Genomic DNA, 19,527 nt, shown 5'->3' with positions numbered 1-19,527 from the left:
TGTGTAAGCTATTCCAAATAAACAACCCAATCTTCTTCTTCCCCCAGCTGTGGATCATTAATTACCAGAAAAAATGCTTCTATAATCATCTGCATATTTTCGTATTGTTCAAAAAGGTATTCTTTTTCCATTAATTTGATGCTGCTTTTATTGCTAAAGGCTGCATAAAGCCACTCTAAAAGACCCAAACGCAATTGTTTAATTTTTTCGGGCACAAAAAAAGTTTCTATAAACAAATAAGGATTTTTAACATGATGAGGTGGCAGGGTATTTACCTCACACAATTGGGTTTGATATGCCTCAATAGCTGCATAATCTGCCTCTTCTACAACATATTGTTTATATACCAGTTTTTTAGCGGCAATAATGTAACCGGCATTAAGCAATTGCGTAAACTGGTTATAAAAGAAAAAGTAATTCGAACTGTTATTCACATAGCTTTCTTTTGCCAGGGCTATTTTATACCAGTTTTTAAGGTAAGTTTTGTGCCCGGCAAGACTATCTAACGTAAAAAAATGCTCAATTACGGCAAATGGATTTTGGAAAAGATTATGATCAAAAGCCAGAGGTGATGTACTTTCAAACACCGCTAAATGATAATACCTGTCGATACTTTTAAAGCTATTTTTAGTAACAATCCTTTCATGGATTAACCAGCAGGCTTCCAGCATTTTCCTGGTATTGCCATACACTTCGTAAATATGGGCATCCCACTCCTGATCGAGTGTATTTTCCAACCCGGCCAGCAGCCATTCTTTATAGGCAATTTTATAGCTATGGGATTGAAAGAACAGGTACATTTCCAGAAAAATTAATTTAGGATTTTGCATTTCCCCTTTGCTTAACAATTTCGGACTATAATCAAGCAGAACCGATTCCCGTTCCAAACTGCTTTCATCGGCCGTAATGGCTTTTACAAAATCAGTATCTGCTTCCCTGTGGTTAAAAATCAGGTCAGAATAATCGAAAAGCGGGAGTAGTTTTTCGTAAAAACGTAATAGCTGTGCCGGATGCTTCTGTGGCGAATAATCATATTCGTTCTGTGGCGGATTTAACCAGTTTTTTAAAAACTGTAAACTGCTGTTAATACTCCCCATAGCAAAAAAGCTTTCGATGGCATTAATAAAACTAACGGTTTCTTTTTTAAAATGATATACTCCTTCCATACCTTGTATTTTTATTATATTAGCTAACGAATTTAGCAAAATAAATAAGTAATTACTTATAAAAAATAAGAAAATCTTAAAATAATTATGCAACAAACTGAAAACCAGCGATTAAAAATATTAATGGATTTGCTAAAATTCAGGACACAGAAAGATTTTGCGATAGCGCTGAATATTAAACAAGGCTCCTTATCGGATGTTCTTCGCGAAAGAGGCGGTTTAAAAGTATCAAATGCCATTAAAGATAAACTGGAACTTAAATTCGATGTAAATTTAACCTGGTTTGAAACCGGAACAGGTGAACCCTTTTTTAAAAAGAAGCCAGGCGTTAGTGAAAGCAAAGAGGGGGTTCCGTATTTCGACATGAGTTTATCGGATGCAAAAGATCTGATTGTACAGGAAGAAAGGGCAGAATACCTTGTAAATTATCTTCCTTTTAATGATTGTACTGCTTATTTGCCTGTATATGGCGATAGCATGTACCCAAAATATGCTGCCGGTGAAATTATTGCGGTTAAAGAAATTATTAATCTGGAAATACTACAATGGGGAGAAGCTTATGTGGTAATGACGGATGAGGAAAGCAATAGTTTGCGCACCATAAAACTGATTTTTCAGCACCCCGATAATGCAAAACTGATCCTCCGTTCATCAAACCCCGATTTTACTGGTGATACGGTAATCGATAAAAAGAACATTCAATCGCTTTATATTATTAAGGGAAAAATCACGAGGAATATTATTTAGAGGGATGGGGCAGTTGATTAACTGGTTAAATTGGTTAACTGGTTAAATGTTGAAATTGGTTAATTGTTAACAGCAAACCGGCAATTGCAAACTGCCAACTGTAAACTGCAAACTGCAAATTGGTATTAGCAAAAGAAGCCAGGTTTTAAAAACCTGGCTTCTTTGATTTAAGATTAATACCCCGGATTCTGGTACATTTTAACCGGATCGAGTTTAACTTCATCAAAAGGAATAGGAAAATACCTGTCTTTAGTGGTAAAGTTGCTCAACTTTGCGTTACCAAAATTAGATTGAGATTTGGTACGGAAATAGGCTACAAGTTCATCAGTAGTGAAAAAGCGCAACAAATCAAACCATCTTTGGTGTTCAAAGGCAAGTTCTACCCTCCGCTCGTGCAAAATAGCCAGTTTAAGCGTAGGATATTTTGTATTGTAATTGGCATCTGTACGTGCAACAGCATATAAAGGCACACCAGCCCTTGCCCTTACCATATCTAAATACTGAATAGCTACACCATCATTACCCTGCAGCATGTTTACTTCAGCAAGCATTAAAATAATATCGGCATAACGCATCAGCGGGCAGTTATTTCCACCATAACCGTTCACTCCGGCGGCATCACTTGCATCGCGGTATTTGCTTACATACCAGTCTAACACCCTGGTATCAGCTGCATATTTAATTGAGAAATCTTTTCTTGGGTCGCCGGTTTCATAATCCAGTACCAGGTCGGGTGTTACATTGCCTCCAACACCTGTAGGCGCTTTTCTTGAGTTAATGGTTTCACCAAAAGGCTGGTTATCTGCCGCAATACTCGATGCATAATTTATATTGCCCTGATAGTTTACAATTTCAAATATAACCTCCGGATTACTGTTTTTCTTTGTTACATCAAACACATCTGCATAAGGTATGCTGGCTAAGGTACCAAAACTTTTCATGTTGTAAGCCGCCAATAAATAGGTGCTGGCATTGGTAAGGTTATCTGCCTTACCGTTTTCGAAAGTAGTGGCCATGGTTAAATAAACCTGTCCTAATAATCCGTTTATAGCAGCTTTTGATACCCGGCCCAAACCCGCCCCTGTTTGCAGGTTAGGAAGTGTGCTGGTTAAGGCATCTTTTAAATCGGCAACAATCTGGGCATAAACCGTTGCCTGTGGCTGGCGCGAGGTATTGGCCAATACTTCTTCGCTACTGGTTAATTGTTTGGTTACCAGAGGTACATCTCCCCACTTTCTAACCAAATGAAAATACATCAGGGCCCTGATAAATTTGGCTTCGGCCAGATACTGTCCTTTTGTATCCTGGCTTGGGAAACTTACTTTATCAATATTCGAAGTAACTACGTTACATCTGCTGATGGTTTGGTACAAACTTCCCCAATGGCCTTTTAAATAACTGTTACTTGGCAGAATGCTAAAATTGCCAAACTGGAAAGGTTCGCCCGCATTCGACTGGTTATCGTTGGTACCTGTATCATCCGAACGCTGATCGGTGTACAGGCCGCTTCCCTCGCCAATATTACTTCCACTCCTTAATGATTGATAAATACCGTTAACGGCAAGCTGTACATCGTTGGGTGAAGCAAAAAACTGGTCAACAGTTACTGCATTAGGACTTTTTTGGTCAAGAAAATCTTTTTTACAGGCCGATAGTGAAATCAGACCTAAAAAAACTATGAATATATTTTTTCTCATTTTGATATATTTTAATGATGGTTTAAGGTGGATTAAAAAGTTAATTTAACACCTAAATTGTAAGCTCTGGCCAATGGATAATTGCCATAATCAACGCCAGGGGTTAAGTTTGCACCACCGTTGTAATCAACCTCCGGGTTATATCCTTTGTAATCGGTAATTGTAAAGGCATTATCTACGCTACCAAAAACCCTGATATTTTCTACATGCAGGTGCTTAGCTAAGGTTTTAGGGAAGTTATAGCCCAAAGTGATATTGGTACACCTTAAATAAGAACCATCCTGAAGGTAGAATGAAGATAAACGTGTACTGTTGCTTTGTGTACCTGCGCGTGATGCACGGTAGTTTAAGCCACTACCCGGGTTAGCCTCGTTCCTGTATCGATCGGCCACTTCTACGTACTGATTGCCCGATCCTTCAAAATTGTACAGGTAATAATCTTGCCCGTCTAATACCTGATTTCCATACGATCCGTTAAAAGAAGCCCTGATATCAAAAGCCTTATAACTTGCATTTACGGCAAAACCATAGGTAAAATCAGGATACGGGCTTCCGATGATTTTTTTATCTGCATCGTTTACAATTCCGTCACCATTGGTGTCTTCGAAATAAAGGTCGCCCACTTTCTGACTGTTCGATTGTGCAGCCGATGGCGCTACTTTACCCACCAGTTCTGGTGTTACCCTGCCCAAAACTTTAAATCCGTAAAACATACCGATAGGCTGTCCTTCCTGGGTAACGTGTGTAATGTACTGTCTTTCTGCACCAAAACTGTAAATGGTGCTGTTACCACCCAGATCGAGTACTTTATTTTTGTTTAAGGCAATATTACCGCTTAAACCCAAAGTAAAATCATCGGTGTTGATGATGCGGCCATCCAGTTGTAAATCGAAACCTGTATTTCTTACTTTACTATTTTTTAAATTGGTTAAAATAGTAGAAGTACCCGAAATGGCCGAAATTGGCTGATTAAACAATAAATTATACGATAAACTGTAATAATAATTGGCAATTACCGATAAACGCCCGTTAAAGAAACTTAAATCGGTACCAAGGTTATATTGTGAGGTAGATTCCCATCCCAGGCTCTGGTCTTTGATGTTACCAGCCCAAACTGCAGTGGAGATAGAGTTACCCGGACCAAAAATAGTTCCACCAGGTGTACTCATGGTTTGCGTATGGTTATAATCGCCAATGTTGTTGTTTCCGCTTAATCCCCAGCTTGCCCTTAATTTAACAGCAGAACCTTTTCCTAAAAACTCGTTATACCAGTCTTCCTGCGATAAATTCCAGCCCGCAGCAACTGAAGGGAAAACGCCCCATTTGTTTTTAGGACCAAACCTTGATGATCCGTCGGTACGGAAAGATCCCGTCAGGAAATATTTGCTATCGAAATTGTAGCTTAAACGACCAAAATAAGAAAGCAGCGTAGTAACAGTTTTAACTGCCGAGTTTAATACAAAATCGGTATTTAATGCGCCTTTATCAGATATTTCTCCAATCCTGTCGCTGGTAAATCCGGTTGCTGTTACCCTTACCAGATCGGTATTGGTTTGCTGCGCAGAATATCCGCCCAATACATCCAGACTGTGTTTGCCAATCTTTTTATTATAATTTAAGGTAAACTCGGCAAGCTTATCAACTGTGGTATAGTTCTGTGCCACTGCATTTGCCGCAGCCAGTGATGAAACCGAATATGGTGCGTTACCACCACCATTGCTTAAGCTACCCGGACGGTAATAATCGTACTTTTCGCTATAGTTTTGTGCACCTAAATTGGCCTTAAATGTTAAACCGTCCAAAATATCATAGGTAGCGTACGTATTGTAATTATTGCGGTTGCCCAGGCGGTTAATTTTCATTTCATTTACAGTAGCCAGCGGATTTTCCAGTCCCTGGTAACCAAACTCGTTGGCCAGTGCAGACATGCCGTATTTAGCCGGATTGCCATTGGCATCGTATGCAGGAAGATAAGGCAGATAAAGCAGTGCCGACATCATCGGACTGAAACGGCCTTCGCCAACTTCTTTATTATTGGTTTGCGTTAAAGCAATATTTGCACCCACTTTTAAGCGCTTACTTACCTGTCCTTCAATATTTGTACGGAAGTTTAAAGATCTCATGGCTGTATTGGTTACAATACCGTCCTGATCCTGGTAACCGCCACTTACAAAGTATTTAATGTCTTTATTTCCACCAGAGAATGAAAGGTTGTGGCGCTGAAAAAATGCATTTCTATATAATACATCCTGCCAATCAGTGTTATTTGCAGGAGCAATAGCCGTTTGTGTGGCAAAATTGTAGATATCTGTGGGAATACTTACCGATGAACCATTACCTACATTTTTTGTACGGGTAGCATTATTATCCGAAAACATCGAATCGTTCCAGGTAATTTTACCTCCGTTAACCACTAAATCTTTATAAGCATTATTACGTCCGTCTATCATCAGCTGGATAAACTGCCCTGCATCTAATAATTTTACTTTTTTGGCCAGTTGTGTCATACCCGCCTGAACATCGTATTCGAAACGTCCCTTTCCGTCTTTACCTTTTTTAGTGGTAATCATCACCACACCACCCGATGCCCTAGATCCGTAAATGGCCGCTGATGCCGCATCTTTTAAAATGTCGATGGTTTCTATGTCCTCAGGATTGATAAAAACGTTGTTTCCGGAAGGATAGCCATCAATTACATATAGCGGGTCGGAACTGGCATTAATAGAGCCTACACCCCTAACACGGATTTTTGTACTGGCATACGGTGCGCCTGTAGTTTGCGATACCTGTACACCCGCAACCTTACCAACCAAAGCCTGGCCAACCGTTGGCGAGCTTAAATTCATTTCACTCGCCTTAACGCTGCTGATGGCACCCGTTACATCCGATTTCCTGATTTTCTGGTAACCAATGGCCACTACTTCATTTAATGTATTGCTGCTTTCTTTTAAAATGATATTGATATTCTGGCGGCCGTTAACCACCACTTCCTGGTTATCGTAACCAATGTATGAGAATACCAGTACAGCGCCTTCATCAACATTGATTGAATATTTACCATTGATATCGGTAACTGTTGTTTTTTTGGTTTTTTTGTCAAATACACTTACACCGGGTAAAGGCAGGTTATTCTGGTCGGTAACCGTTCCACTTACAGATGCAAATGCTTTAAGGTGCAATCCCGGTGCAGTTACACCGTGATTTATTGCGATTGCTTCTGAATTACAGATGGCGAGTAATCCTAAAGGCAATAGCAGTTTCCTACAGGTATTTTTTATACCCGCGGTTAAAAAAAATGATGTCATCTTTTTGTTCTTAGTAATGGTTTTGAAATATAATTGGGGTTTTGTTTTTTAAGCAGATTGTAGATTTCACATTTACATAGGCTTATCCTTTTTAAGATTAACAGGTTAATTTATGGAGCGTTCTACGGCGACAAAAGTATAAGTGTATTTTTAACACTATGTATCCCTAATGTTAACTCTGTGTACCGATTTTGACCGGTATTTTAAATTAACATTAACCACCTTTAATTACACGCTAAATCGATTTAATAACGTCTAAAATGTAACACCTTGTTAATGTTTGGTTAACGCCTTATCTTTAAATTTGCAATCAAAATTTTTTAAATGAAATCCTTTTATTATTGCCTTTTGCTTTGTCTGTTTTGTAAAAGCATATCCGTGCAAAATTTACCTGTTCAATCTTATCCGCTAATCAAAACCAGAAACGAGGTACAATACAAAAATTATTACCTGCTTACTTTATTTCAGCAACTGCCCGAACTGCGTAAAATGCTTGCAGCTGATACGGCATTACAAAGTGCGCTGAAATCGAAAACAGCACAGGTAAACGAATCCCTGAAAAACTGCAGGGCTGAAATCTCTTGTTATGCCAAAGCTTTAAAATTTTCTACAGCAGAAATCGCAGATATTAGCAACCGACTGGCGGCTATTTACTCTGATAATAATGCACTGGGGAAATTGGTGATGAATCATTTAATTCCTTCAGGGTGTTATGCCATGTACAGTAAAGAAACTCACAAAGATCTTTTAATCAAAGCCTGGGAACAGGATGCTAAGGCCATCAATTACGCTATTGGGGTATATATTGAGGGGAATAAGCCCAATTATCCCAAAATCGATTCCATTAGTTTCAGTTCAAAAGATAAGGAATACGCAGAACTTACTGCAGCCAGTGCCGGTTTAACCCTGCAAAATAAAGACAACCTGTTTTTTGAACCTGCCATGCAATTTGCTTTAACGGCCTTCGAACTAAACGAAAGAAACGATGCAGCTGATTATGAACCCATGCTAAAAGGCGTAAACCTTGCGGCCTTTAACCAGATCAAAAAAACGGATTGGAAAAAATATCCATATAGTTTGATTTTAGTGCCTGGTGCAGGACCAGAGGAAAAAGAGGTTGCACTAAGTGCCGGAGGCATGATCCGCTGTCGCTTAGCTGCCCTGCAATACCAGAAAGGCATGGCACCATTCATCGTTGTTTCGGGCGGAAGGGTGCATCCCTATAAAACCAAATTCAGCGAAGCTTATGAAATGAAGAAATTTTTAATGGAAACACTTCAGATACCCGAAAGCGCTATTATTATGGAGCCGCACGCCCGCCATACCACCACCAACCTGCGGAATTGTGCAAGGCTGATGTTCAGGTATGGGATGCCAATTGACAAACCGGGAATGGTTTGCACCGTAAAATCGCAGAGTTATTACATTACCGATATCCTGCTGGAACGTTGTAAAAAAGAACTGGGCTACTATCCATACAAAAACGGAAAACGTTTAAGCGAAACCGAATCTGAATTTTACCTGAATACCACATCTTTACAAATCGATTTTGACGAGCCATTAGATCCTTAAAGGTTGTCGATGTGGGTTTGGTGCTACGCGATATGTAGCAGCAACCGCTGCTGTCGGGTTTTATTGACAAGGGTTTATGCATCATACAGCAACAAGGCATCCTGAATTTTCGGGAAAGCTTAAATGTGGAGGTCGGGAAGAAGCTTTGTATTGGTACAAAACTTGCGCGCCAAATATCCGTTTTGTTTTACCTATACAACTAAACGGCATCCTTCTTTACTTTCCCTTTACACATCTTCATCGTATCTTTATTAATCAAAAAAAAGGAAGATATATGAATACTGAAAAAGCCATACTTGCAGGCGGCTGCTTTTGGGGAGTAGAAGAACTGCTCCGTCATTACCCGGGTGTAATTTCTACCGTTGTAGGTTATACCGGTGGCGATGTGCCCAATGCCACCTACCGGAATCATGGTACACATGCCGAAGCCATTGAAGTTACCTTTGATCCCACTGTTTTAACCTACCGTAAATTATTAGAATACTTTTTTCAGATCCACGATCCAAGCACACGCAACAGACAGGGAAATGATGTAGGTACCTCTTACCGCTCTGCCATTTTTTACAATAGTGATGAACAGAAAGATACCGCAAATACATTAATTGCAGAGTTGGATGCATCCGGCAAATGGCCTGGCAAAATTGTAACCGAGGTGGTACCTGAAACAGATTTCTGGAATGCAGAAGAAGAACACCAGGATTATTTGCAGAAAAACCCTTATGGTTATACCTGCCATTTCGAAAGACCAGACTGGAAGCTGTAAAGAAGATCGTTATTACAGGGCAATGTTATTAAGTTAATGTTTTTAACCACAGATGCACACAGATAAACACGGATTTTTATCTGTGGTTAAATTATATTTATCCGTGCCGAATGGCTTAAATTAATGACATTGGATTACGGGTAATGTTATTAAGTTAATGTTTTTAAGCACAGATACACACGAATTTTATCTGTGTGCATCCCCGCCTGAACGGCAGGGCAGGCTGTTTATCTGTGGTTAAATTATATTGAAATACGTACTCGTTGCATCATGCTAATCAACCTTCAATAGTAGCAAATATTATCCATTTAAACCTGATTGCCGCTAAAATCCTTTTTTGTTACCTGAAGGATAATTGATTTTACAAAAATATTAGTGACAGATGTTTTTTAGTGCAACGTGCCGGAGAGGAATCGTCATTGCGAGGAGGCATTTTCAGCCGACAAAGCAATCTTACAACTATCGCTAATAGCGAGCGATTTAAGATTGCTTCGTTCCTAGCAATGACGATCACTTTTAAAACGTAATCATGAATAGTCACTAATCATCATCGTCTTTTTTCTTTTTCTCCAAAATTACAAAGGCACTGCGTTTGGGTGCCGGCATTACCGATTGCTCGCCTTTAACCGATTTCCAAACCACTTCATTTAAATCTAAATCGGGTGCAGCATCTTCTTTGGCAAAGTTGAACAATTCAGAACGTTTACTACTCTCGTTCACTGCTACATTTCTGGTATCCAGATCGATAAGCGGCTGCAACACGTTATAGGGCGTAAAATCGGGCTTAGCGGTAAAACATTCATACAGGGGCATGGCGGCGGCATCATACTGGCTCATTGGTGGCAATCCCAAAATAAGTTCCATGGTTCTTAAAAAACCTGAAGTAGAGTACATGGTATGTACAGGCGTATTCCTTTTTACGTAAGGACCAACCACATACGCCGGCGAGCGGTGTGCGTCAACATGGTCGGGACCATTCTGTGCATCATCTTCCAGAATAAACACAACCGATTCCTTCCAGATTTTACTGTGCGATAAATGTTCCAAAATACGGCCAACGGCTAAATCGTTATCTGCAACCGCAGCCTGTGGCGAGTATTTCCCTTTCTTTTGTCCGCTGGTATGATCGTTTGAAATTCTTAAAGTATTAAACTGAGGTACCACACCGGCCACGAGTAACGAATCGAAATCGTGCTGCCAGGCATCTACACGAATCTGGTCTTTAATGTCCATATCAAAACCCGGAGAAGCTGCACACATGTGGCCCTGTAACGATTTAATGTTTGCTTTGCCGTAGTCGCCAAATTCGCCATAACTGCGGTAACTTACGCCCGCCCGCTGACAGTAATCCCAGATAAAGCCACCTTTTGGATAGGTAACCGGCCGACCGCCTTCAAAAGTTGTACTGCCACCGCGTGCACCATAACTGGTTGGCCAGGTTTTTTCCACCACATCGGTGGCATAAGCGGCCATACTCCAGTTGTGTCCATCGGCACTTACTTCTGCATCTACATAAAAATTATCGAGCAGCACATAATTTTCAGCAAAAGCATGCTGATTAGGGGTAATTTTTCTACCAAAAAGCGTCAGCGTAGAGTCACCGTTTCCTTTTGCAACATCACCTAATACCTGGTCGTAAGTTCTGTTTTCTTTAATGATGTAAAAAACATGTTTAATCGGTGATTTTTCACCCTGTTTACGTGGAATCGGGTTGCCGGCTTCACCATCCGCAGTAACCGTACGTTTATCATTAAAAGGTGTATTGGCATAAACCTGTTTGGTATATATTTTTAATTGCTCGGGCTTTGGGGCATCGATAAAAGATAATGTTCCTTTAAACAATCCTGCTATATATTGCAGTCTGCTATTGGCCGTGCTGCCCATTTGGTAACCACTGTTATCTACCTTAGAAACGGGTTGTGGTCCCTGCGGATTCGCCATCGAAGTATTGCCTTTACCATTGGTAACCAAAATTTTCGATCCTAAAACCTTAACACTTGTGGGGTACCAGCCTACCGGAATAAATCCCTGGCTCTGGCTTACACCTGGTTTGCTTACATCAAAAACGGCCAGACAATTATTATCTGCATTGGCAATGTATAAGGTTTTTTCATTGGCACTCAGCGCCAGCCCATTGGTAGTAGAACCGGTTAACTGCGTAGCATAAAGCGTGGTGGCAATGGTTTCGATTACCTTATTATTTAAGGTATTGATTACCGAAACGGTATTGTCATTTGCGTTAGCCACAAAGAGAATGTTTCCTTTTTTGTTAAGTAAAAGTTCGTTTGGATGGTCGCCTACAGGGATGAGCCTTTCAATCTTTTCAGCAGCAAGGTTGATAACCGCAACAGATTTTCCGCCCCACAGGGAAGCATACAGTTTGCTTTCATCAGCAGATAAAACACAGCTATAAGCAATTGCCGGAAGCTGGATTTTCTTCAGGATCTTTTTCTCACCAGGATTAATAATATATAAGCTGCTATCTTCTTTGGTTACGGTATATAGTTTATTGTTGTTTTTATTTACCACTATCCCCGCCGGGCTGATTTTGCCTTTAGGCCAGATCGGACCCAGTTTAATGGTATCACTTTTGCCCAGTTTATCATTCTGGATATTGAAATCCAAAATCCAGTTGTCATTTCCGCCTGAAGCATAAAGGTGTTTTTCATCTTTACTAAAAGCGATGCCATACCAGGATTTGCTCAAAACTTTTTCATCGATAATCTTTTCTGTTTTGGCATCAACCAATTGCAGCGATTGGGTACTTTGGCCGTTATTGGTAATGGCCAGGTACTTGCCCGAAGCACTTAGCTGCATATTTAATGGCAGATCGCCCAATTGCAGGGAATGACCTGCAGGACTCAGTTTCCATCCGTTGGGCAATAAAATCTGTTTTGAGGCTTCGTTTTTACCAGGCAATTGTGCAAATCCCTTTTGAATAATCAGGAAACACAAGAATATTAAAAAGTATGTATTTTTCATTTTCTTATTGAATATACGCAATATTAGCGGTGAAGATTAAAATTAACCAGAGCCCTGATGGTATAACCATTGCCCGAGGCCACGGAGCCGATTTCGCGGATCGCTTCAGATGGGATTACCTGACTGCGTGTGGCGTAGAAAACTGGTCCGCCGGAGATGGAAAACGACAGTTTGGAATGGTTTGGTTCCAGGTTTATTGACGGGCCAAGCATTACTTTTGCGCCACCTTCTGCCTCGTCTTTTTCCCAGAAACCTTCTAAATCTTGTCCTAAAGCTTCAACACCGATGTACAAAACATTCGAAACACGGTGCTGATAACCAAAACTGGTAATAAAATCGAGTTTGTCTCTCGTTTTATCAAAAGCTTTTTCGAAACGGAGGTTTCCCGCCATCCGCCAGTTTGTGCGGTCGAATGAAGCAGTAATCCGGCTGATTGCCGAGCCAATGTTCGACCAATCACGGCTTAAGCCTAAACCAGCACCCAACCGAAAGCCTGCAATACCTTTTCCGCCAACTAAATCCCTGATTACTTCGGCCTGTTCTGCAGAAGTAACGCCACCGGCATTGGCAAAACCGATTGCAGCTGTAGCATATAAAGTAAATCTGCTCCCTAAATAGCCTTTAACACCAAACTGCTGACCCAAGCCATCATAGCCAAATTGTCCGTTGGTTCTTTCGCCATAACTACCAGAGTAATGGATATTCCAGCGCGGGTTTTCTGCGGTGAGGGTATTTAAAGAGAACAGAAAAGGTTGAGCGGCATCCGTTCCTGCTTTAACATCTGTTTTGGTTGTACTTATCTTTTGCGCAGCACAGCTAAATACCGCAGAAGCAAAAATGAGCATCAAAAATGTCTTTTTCATTGATGTAATTGTTAAAATTTGGTTTCGTTTAACATTGGCGATTGACTTGCATTTACCTGATAAGTCTGAATTTTATCGTTCTCATCAACCTCCACAATCCGGTAACCTTTATAAGCCGTACCCCAGTTCCCGCCGATGTGTGCATCAAAAAAATGAGGAAGTTTATCAGTGTAAAAAACAGCATCAAGACTATGGTCGTGGCCATGAAAAACAGCCTTTACATTGGGGTAACTATGCAATAATTTAATGGTATCGGGACAATCAACAAAAGGACTTTCGGGTACCCAAAAATGTGGTGGAATGTGCAATACCACGAAAACAGTTTTCAGGTTTTTGAACTTGTCCAGTTCCTGTTTTAAAAAATCGTTATTAGGGCATAAATAAGTTCCTTTGGTATCCGAAGTATTGGCCAGAACAAAACCTACCCCGTTTTTTTCGAAAGAAAAATTATCCTCATAACCAAATACCGATTTCCATATTTTGGTATCGGCATTATCGTGGTTGCCCGGAATGGCGTAAAAAGGAACCTTAAGTTTATCGTAATAATCTTTTTTAACTTCAGGCAGCAAATCAGGACGATCATGAACCAGATCGCCATTGATGATTACAAAATTTAAAGGATTTTTATCGTGCGCTTCATTTAACCACTTTACAATATTCTGGTGATGAAGTTTATATTCAGTCCCCGGTTGCCCGTAATGACCATCAGAGGCTATAGCAAAACGCAACTTCGGCGCTTTACCGGTTTTAGCAGAAACAGGATGCTGCTCATCAGCAAATGAAGATAAAACTGGCGAAATACTGGCCACAACCGCAGCAGCCAAACTATTTTTCAGGAAAAATCGTCTGTTAGACATAAGGATAAAATATGTTTTGTATTAAAGCCCAATAATAGGTTGACCAGGCTTCTTAAACATAAATTTAATGTTATGATTAGGTTAACAGAACCTTATCCGTGTATCAATTTTATAACAAATACCAATCTGCAAATGCAGCTAAAGCCATAATATCCACCCCAATAAAACAATTTACGGCTTACAGGGATTATTCTATTATGAAACTACTTAAATCATTACTCGCTGGCTTTGCAGGTGCTGCAGCCTTAAATATATTACATGAAAGTGCGAGGCACCTCGATGCTGATGCACCCAGGATTGATCTTTTGGGCGAAGAGGCTTTATCGAAATCGATGGATAGTTTAAACCTCGAAGCGCCCAGCGGCAACGATCTTTACCTGGCTACCCTTGCCGGTGATATTATAAGCAATGGTTTATATTATAGTGCCATTGGTTTAGGAGACCGGAAAAATATTTATCTGAAAGGGGCAATTGCTGGCATTACCGCTGGCCTGGGCGCCATAAGCATCCCCGACAAAATAGGTTTGGATGATACGCCAGTTACCAAAACTGATAAAACAAAGATTTTAACAGTGGCCTGGTACGTCATCGGCGGACTGGTTACTGCAGCCGTGTTTAACCGCTTAAAAAAGGCTTAGCATAATGAAAACTCCCCGATTACTTTTGTGGTTTTTCTCTATTGCTTTTGCAACGTTTATCATTTCCTGCAAAACAGGATCTGTTAACCTGTTTAAAGCTGCTAGTCCGCACGAGCAATACCAAAGAAAATTAATGAATGTGGGTCTCGATAAAACCGCGATGGGTTCTGCATGGTTAAATGCCGCTGCAGTGAGCACGCAAAAAGCATTAAACATTAATATTCCTTATAAAGAAAACGGTTATTTTGCTGCAGATAAAGTTCCGGCGGCGGCTTATAAATTCAATGCAACCAAAGGGCAAAAATTAACTATAAAACTGGCCAAAACGCCTTCCGTTGGTGCTTTAATTTATATTGATGTTTGGTATAACACAGATCAGGCCCAAAAACTTATAACTTCGGCCGATACTTTAAACAATCCGATTGTTTTCGATATTGATGAAACCGGCACTTATCTGATCAGGCTGCAACCTGAACTGTTGCAGAATGTGGCCTACGAATTGGAGATTACAGCCGGTCCATCGCTTGCTTTCCCGATAAAATCGAAAAATACCAACAGTATTAAAAGTTATTGGGGAGATGGCAGGGATAATGATGCAAGAAAGCATGAAGGAGTAGACATTTTCGGCAATTTCAGAATGCCTGTTCTGGCCATTTCGGAAGGAACGGTAACGCGGGTAAACGAAAATAACCTGGGTGGAAAAGTGGTTTGGATGCGCCCGAAAGGCAAAGATTATACCTTATATTATGCCCATTTAGATGAACAGATCGCGGTAGAAGGACAGGAAGTAAAAATTGGTGATACCTTAGGCCTCATGGGAAATACCGGCAATGCCCGTACTACGCCTACCCACTTACATTTTGGCGTTTATACTTTTAACGGTGCGGTAAATCCATTGCCTTTTATAGATCCGGTAACCAAAACTCCGGCGAACGTTACTGCCCCGGGCAACAGGTTAAATAAAACCTTAAGGACCACATCTGCCGTTAAAATGTTTGCTTCGCCACAAAATAAAGGAACTGTTCTGGCTACACTAAATTCGGGCACAATTTTACAGGCTAATGCCGCAACAGGAAGTTATTATAAGGCAGAACTGCCTGATGGTAGCATTGGTTTTATTCAAAGCAATGGCCTGATAAAAGCAACGGAGCCCTTGAAAAAGCTTAAAATAAATGTACTTCAGCAAAAAGTTTATGATAAACCCGATAGTTTAGCTGCCGTTAAAACAACGTTAAAAGAAGGGCAAACCGTAAGCCTTTTAGGCACCTTTGGTAATTATCAACTCATTGGCAGTGCCGATGCAGAAACCGGCTGGATTATAAAATAACAATCAACTGTTTCACTACCAGATAAGCGGCCAGTGCATATAAAAATATCGCGATTGATTTATTGATAATCAGGCTGCTTAACGCAAATTTCTCCTGAATATAAGTTGCAAAATGGGCATATACATAAAGTGCCAGCGAAGAACCCACACCCGAGCCTAAACTAAATATAACCAGCGATAGGTAATCGGTTTCAATCCACTGGTGTAAAATTACATAATTGCCAAAAAATAGCCAGAATGGAATCTGGACCGGATTTAGCACCCCTAAAATTAATCCGTATAAAACACTTCCGCTGCGTTTATCTTCTTTTTTATTGCTCGTTTTAGGTACTTTTTTCCGGTTTCTCCAGGTAATGGTACCCATCACCAGAAACATCACAATCATAAAGCAATCAACCAGGGTACTTAGGCGTACCTCGCTTACGGCCTCATTCGGGTTGATATCACTCATGGCCCACCTCGCGAAACGCATCATCCCGAAGGTGAAAAACACTTCCACGCAAGAAAACGATAAGATAAAATACCAAACCTGGCGCATGCCTTTGTTAATGGCCAGTTGCGCAACAGTCAGATTGATATTGCCCGGGGGTATATAACCCATTGCATTGAGAACGATGCCGATGAAAAACGTTAGAAAAAGCATTGCCGAAATTATGGATTTAAATTTAAATGCGATGCTAAATATTTTCCGGTGTACGATTTTTCAACCTTAACCAGGTCTTCAGGTATCCCTTCAAACACCAGCTGACCGCCACCATCACCACCTTCAGGACCGATATCGATCACCCAATCAGCACATTTAATCATATCCATATTGTGTTCGATAACTAAAATTGTATTGCCCTGCTCGATAAGCGTATTCAGTGCTTTCAACAGCTTTTTAATATCGTGGAAGTGCAAACCAGTGGTAGGCTCATCAAAAATAAACAGCGTTTTATTGGCATTGTTACCTTTAATCAGGAACGAAGCCAGTTTAATACGCTGCGCCTCACCGCCTGATAAAGTATTGGATGATTGCCCTAAATGCACATAACCCAAACCAACATCAACCAAAGGATTTAGTTTGTTGAGGATTTTTTGTTCATCCTTAAAGAAATCAACTGCTTCATCGATCGTCATATCCAGAATTTCGGATACGTTTTTCTCCTTATAGGTTACATCTAAAACCTGCTGTTTAAAACGTTTACCGTTACAGGCTTCGCAAGGCAGGTAAATATCGGCCATAAACTGCATTTCGATTTTCACTTCCCCCTCGCCCTGGCAAACATCGCAACGTCCACCTTCTACGTTAAAAGAAAATGCAGCTGGTTTTAATCCCGCAGCTTTTGCAGATGCTAAACCTGAAAATAGCGCCCGGATATCATCCCAGGCTTTTACATAGGTAACCGGATTTGAACGGCTTGATCGTCCGATAGGATTCTGATCGACCATTTCTACCGCACTTACCAGGTCGTAATTCCCAAAAATGCCATCATAAGCACCGGTTTGTTCGCCCGCATAATTCCCGATTGCTTTTTGAAGCGCCGGATATAAGATTTTTTTAACCAAACTCGTTTTACCCGAACCCGAAACGCCACTTACCGCCGTAAATACGCCAAGCGGGAATTTCACATCGATATTCTGCAGGTTATTTTCCCTTGCACCTTTAATCAGGATATGGTCTTTCCATTTACGGCGTTTCTCCGGAATGGCAATTTTTTCTTCTCCTGAAAGATAACGACCGGTTAAACTGTTTTTATCTTTTAAAATCTCTTCGTAATTACCACTAAAAACCAAGTTACCACCGTGTGTACCAGCCTCGGGACCGATATCAATAATATAATCAGCCGCTCGCATCATTTCTTCTTCGTGCTCTACCACAATCACGGTATTACCTACATTACGGAGCGATACCAATACCTCGATTAGTTTATTGGTATCACGTGGGTGTAAACCGATACTTGGTTCATCCAGTACGTAAATAGAACCCACCAAACTACTTCCTAGTGAGGTAGCCAGATTGATCCTTTGCGATTCTCCTCCCGATAAAGTATTCGATAAACGGTTTAAGGTTAAGTAACCCAGGCCTACATTATTTAAATAAAGGAAGCGGTTATCAATTTCGGCCAGTAAACGTTTGGCAATTTTAGTATCGTTTGCACTTAATTTCAGCTCATTAAAGAAAACCAAAGCCTTTGATAATGGCATTAAAACCACATCGATAATTGATTTTTCGGCTATTTTAACATAAGAAGCATCTTTACGCAAACGCGAACCTTTACAATCAGGGCAGGTGGTTTTTCCGCGGTAACGCGATAACATTACCCGGTACTGTATTTTATAAGTCTGCTCTTCCAGTTCTTTAAAAAAAGCATCCAGTCCCGCAAAATATTTATTTCCGGTCCAAAGTAATTGCTGTTCTTTTTCGGTTAAGGCACTATACGGGCGGTGGATCGGAAATTCGAATTTCGGAGCAGCTTTAATAAAATTCTGCAGCCATACATTCATTTTTTCTCCACGCCATGGCGCAATCGCATTATCATATACACTTTTGCTCTTATCAGGAATTACCAGATCTTCATCAATACCGATCACATTCCCATAACCTTCGCAACGTTTGCAGGCACCATAAGGGTTGTTGAAAGAGAAAAAGTTTGGCGTAGGCTCTTCGAATTTAATTCCGTCGAGCTCAAAGCGGTCGCTAAAATGTTTCGTAGTACCTTGTGTCTCTACATAACAATCGCCTTTTCCTTCAAAAAATGCAGTCTGTGCCGAATCGGCCAGGCGGCTTAAAGTTTCTTCTTCCTGGTTGGTTACAATCCGGTCAATCAGGATCTGAACGGTTTTATCATCTGTTAATTCAGCATCTTTAAAATCAGCATCATCCAGAACAGATTCAATTTTTTCAATTTTATCGTTAATCAATACACGCAAAAAACCTTTTTGCAATAAGATAGCCAGTTCTTCTTTAATCGTACGGTTATTGTGCGGATACAGCGGACAAAAAATGGTTACCGTAGTATCTTCAGGCATGGCATTTACATAATCTACCACCGTACTTACCGAATCTTTTTTAACCTCTTTGCCCGAAACAGGTGAAATGGTTTTACCGATACGCGAGAAAAGCAGTTTCAGGTAATCGTAAATTTCGGTAGAAGTCCCAACCGTTGAGCGTGGGTTGGAAGTAATTACCTTTTGTTCGATGGCAATTGCCGGGGCAATCCCTTTAATATAATCAACATCAGGCTTATTCATCCGGCCCATAAACTGGCGGGCATAAGAAGATAAACTTTCTACATACCTGCGTTGTCCTTCGGCATATAAGGTATCGAAAGCCAGCGACGATTTGCCCGAACCCGACATACCCGTAACCACCACAAGTTTATTTTTGGGGATGGCAACATCGATATTTTTCAGGTTGTGCACGCGGGCACCTTTTATGATAATATTTTTATGCGGATCTTTTTCGGCCTCTTTTTTGCTCATGTATTGTAAAGAATATATTGTATAACCCCAGAATGTGGTTAGGGTTTTTGGAATTACAAAAATAGGGTACTCAGACGGTTAATTTATTTTTTAACATTTTATTTTTTGTTTTTTGATAAAAAAATAACTTTCTTTGAACATTAAC

General features: G+C 40.5%; 13 protein-coding genes. 5 read left to right on the top strand and 8 right to left on the bottom strand.

Annotated elements, in window-relative coordinates:
* Window positions 1-8: 8 nt before the first annotated feature.
* Window positions 9-1,166, bottom strand: a complete 1,158-nt coding sequence (locus ABD769_RS01135) for a hypothetical protein (protein WP_344848588.1) — start codon at window positions 1,164-1,166, stop codon at window positions 9-11.
* An 87-nt stretch (window positions 1,167-1,253) separates the two neighbouring features.
* On the opposite strand from ABD769_RS01135, the gene ABD769_RS01130 reads away from it, so the two are divergent.
* The gene (locus ABD769_RS01130) at window positions 1,254-1,913 is read left to right on the top strand and encodes a LexA family transcriptional regulator (protein ID WP_344848585.1); all 660 of its coding nucleotides are present in this window, start codon (window positions 1,254-1,256) and stop codon (window positions 1,911-1,913) included.
* Window positions 1,914-2,086: 173 nt separating this feature from the next.
* On the opposite strand, the gene ABD769_RS01125 is transcribed toward ABD769_RS01130, so the two are convergent.
* Together ABD769_RS01125 and ABD769_RS01120 are read right to left on the bottom strand one after the other, a co-directional pair.
* Complete coding sequence (locus ABD769_RS01125) at window positions 2,087-3,610, bottom strand: RagB/SusD family nutrient uptake outer membrane protein (protein WP_344848582.1); 1,524 nt, start codon at window positions 3,608-3,610, stop codon at window positions 2,087-2,089.
* Window positions 3,611-3,642: 32 nt separating this feature from the next.
* Entirely contained in the window at window positions 3,643-6,915 is a 3,273-nt protein-coding gene (locus ABD769_RS01120; protein WP_344848579.1) for a SusC/RagA family TonB-linked outer membrane protein, read from the bottom strand.
* 378 nt (window positions 6,916-7,293) lie between these two features.
* On the opposite strand from ABD769_RS01120, the gene ABD769_RS01115 reads away from it, so the two are divergent.
* Together ABD769_RS01115 and msrA are read left to right on the top strand one after the other, a co-directional pair.
* Window positions 7,294-8,487, top strand: a complete 1,194-nt coding sequence (locus ABD769_RS01115) for a YdcF family protein (protein ID WP_344848576.1) — start codon at window positions 7,294-7,296, stop codon at window positions 8,485-8,487.
* A gap of 274 nt (window positions 8,488-8,761) precedes the next feature.
* Window positions 8,762-9,250, top strand: coding sequence for a peptide-methionine (S)-S-oxide reductase MsrA (gene msrA / locus ABD769_RS01110; protein ID WP_344848573.1), 489 nt, complete (start codon window positions 8,762-8,764; stop codon window positions 9,248-9,250).
* Window positions 9,251-9,790: 540 nt separating this feature from the next.
* On the opposite strand, the gene ABD769_RS01105 is transcribed toward msrA, so the two are convergent.
* Genes ABD769_RS01105 through ABD769_RS01095 form a run of 3 tightly spaced genes read right to left on the bottom strand, consistent with a single transcriptional unit; the run spans window position 9,791 to window position 13,952 of the window.
* The gene (locus tag ABD769_RS01105; RefSeq protein ID WP_344848571.1) at window positions 9,791-12,232 is read right to left on the bottom strand and encodes a bifunctional YncE family protein/alkaline phosphatase family protein; all 2,442 of its coding nucleotides are present in this window, start codon (window positions 12,230-12,232) and stop codon (window positions 9,791-9,793) included.
* A gap of 23 nt (window positions 12,233-12,255) precedes the next feature.
* Window positions 12,256-13,095 carry a hypothetical protein gene (locus ABD769_RS01100; protein WP_344848568.1) on the bottom strand — a complete coding sequence of 280 codons (840 nt, stop codon included), beginning with the start codon at window positions 13,093-13,095 and terminating at the stop codon, window positions 12,256-12,258.
* 11 nt (window positions 13,096-13,106) lie between these two features.
* Window positions 13,107-13,952: a metallophosphoesterase family protein gene (locus ABD769_RS01095; protein ID WP_344848565.1), complete on the bottom strand. Its 846-nt coding sequence runs from the start codon at window positions 13,950-13,952 to the stop codon at window positions 13,107-13,109.
* 197 nt (window positions 13,953-14,149) lie between these two features.
* Between ABD769_RS01095 and ABD769_RS01090 the strand changes: the two genes are divergently transcribed.
* The gene (locus tag ABD769_RS01090; protein WP_344848563.1) at window positions 14,150-14,590 is read left to right on the top strand and encodes a hypothetical protein; all 441 of its coding nucleotides are present in this window, start codon (window positions 14,150-14,152) and stop codon (window positions 14,588-14,590) included.
* A 4-nt stretch (window positions 14,591-14,594) separates the two neighbouring features.
* Window positions 14,595-15,917 carry a peptidoglycan DD-metalloendopeptidase family protein gene (locus ABD769_RS01085; protein ID WP_344848560.1) on the top strand — a complete coding sequence of 441 codons (1,323 nt, stop codon included), beginning with the start codon at window positions 14,595-14,597 and terminating at the stop codon, window positions 15,915-15,917.
* Here the strand turns inward: ABD769_RS01085 and ABD769_RS01080 are convergent.
* A complete protein-coding gene (locus tag ABD769_RS01080; protein WP_344848557.1) occupies window positions 15,907-16,560 on the bottom strand; it encodes a LysE family transporter in 654 nt (217 codons plus the stop codon). The genes ABD769_RS01085 and ABD769_RS01080 overlap by 11 nt on opposite strands.
* An 8-nt stretch (window positions 16,561-16,568) precedes the next feature.
* Window positions 16,569-19,382: an excinuclease ABC subunit UvrA gene (gene uvrA, locus ABD769_RS01075; protein ID WP_344848554.1), complete on the bottom strand. Its 2,814-nt coding sequence runs from the start codon at window positions 19,380-19,382 to the stop codon at window positions 16,569-16,571.
* Between the last annotated feature and the right edge of the window lie 145 nt (window positions 19,383-19,527).

The organism is Pedobacter jeongneungensis (genome assembly GCF_039538295.1).
GTDB lineage: Bacteria > Bacteroidota > Bacteroidia > Sphingobacteriales > Sphingobacteriaceae > Pedobacter > Pedobacter jeongneungensis.
This window is presented reverse-complemented; position numbering and strand designations above follow the sequence as displayed.

Excerpts from the sequence above, each read along its gene's own strand:
- ABD769_RS01135 (WP_344848588.1), bottom strand. The coding sequence starts at position 1,166 with ATGGAAGGAGTATATCATTTTAAAAAAGAAACCGTTAGTTTTATTAAT.
- ABD769_RS01130 (WP_344848585.1), top strand. The coding sequence starts at position 1,254 with ATGCAACAAACTGAAAACCAGCGATTAAAAATATTAATGGATTTGCTA.
- ABD769_RS01125 (WP_344848582.1), bottom strand. The coding sequence starts at position 3,610 with ATGAGAAAAAATATATTCATAGTTTTTTTAGGTCTGATTTCACTATCG.
- ABD769_RS01120 (WP_344848579.1), bottom strand. The coding sequence starts at position 6,915 with ATGACATCATTTTTTTTAACCGCGGGTATAAAAAATACCTGTAGGAAA.
- msrA (WP_344848573.1), top strand. The coding sequence starts at position 8,762 with ATGAATACTGAAAAAGCCATACTTGCAGGCGGCTGCTTTTGGGGAGTA.
- ABD769_RS01105 (WP_344848571.1), bottom strand. The coding sequence starts at position 12,232 with ATGAAAAATACATACTTTTTAATATTCTTGTGTTTCCTGATTATTCAA.
- ABD769_RS01100 (WP_344848568.1), bottom strand. The coding sequence starts at position 13,095 with ATGAAAAAGACATTTTTGATGCTCATTTTTGCTTCTGCGGTATTTAGC.
- ABD769_RS01095 (WP_344848565.1), bottom strand. The coding sequence starts at position 13,952 with ATGTCTAACAGACGATTTTTCCTGAAAAATAGTTTGGCTGCTGCGGTT.
- ABD769_RS01090 (WP_344848563.1), top strand. The coding sequence starts at position 14,150 with ATGAAACTACTTAAATCATTACTCGCTGGCTTTGCAGGTGCTGCAGCC.
- ABD769_RS01085 (WP_344848560.1), top strand. The coding sequence starts at position 14,595 with ATGAAAACTCCCCGATTACTTTTGTGGTTTTTCTCTATTGCTTTTGCA.
- ABD769_RS01080 (WP_344848557.1), bottom strand. The coding sequence starts at position 16,560 with ATGCTTTTTCTAACGTTTTTCATCGGCATCGTTCTCAATGCAATGGGT.
- uvrA (WP_344848554.1), bottom strand. The coding sequence starts at position 19,382 with ATGAGCAAAAAAGAGGCCGAAAAAGATCCGCATAAAAATATTATCATA.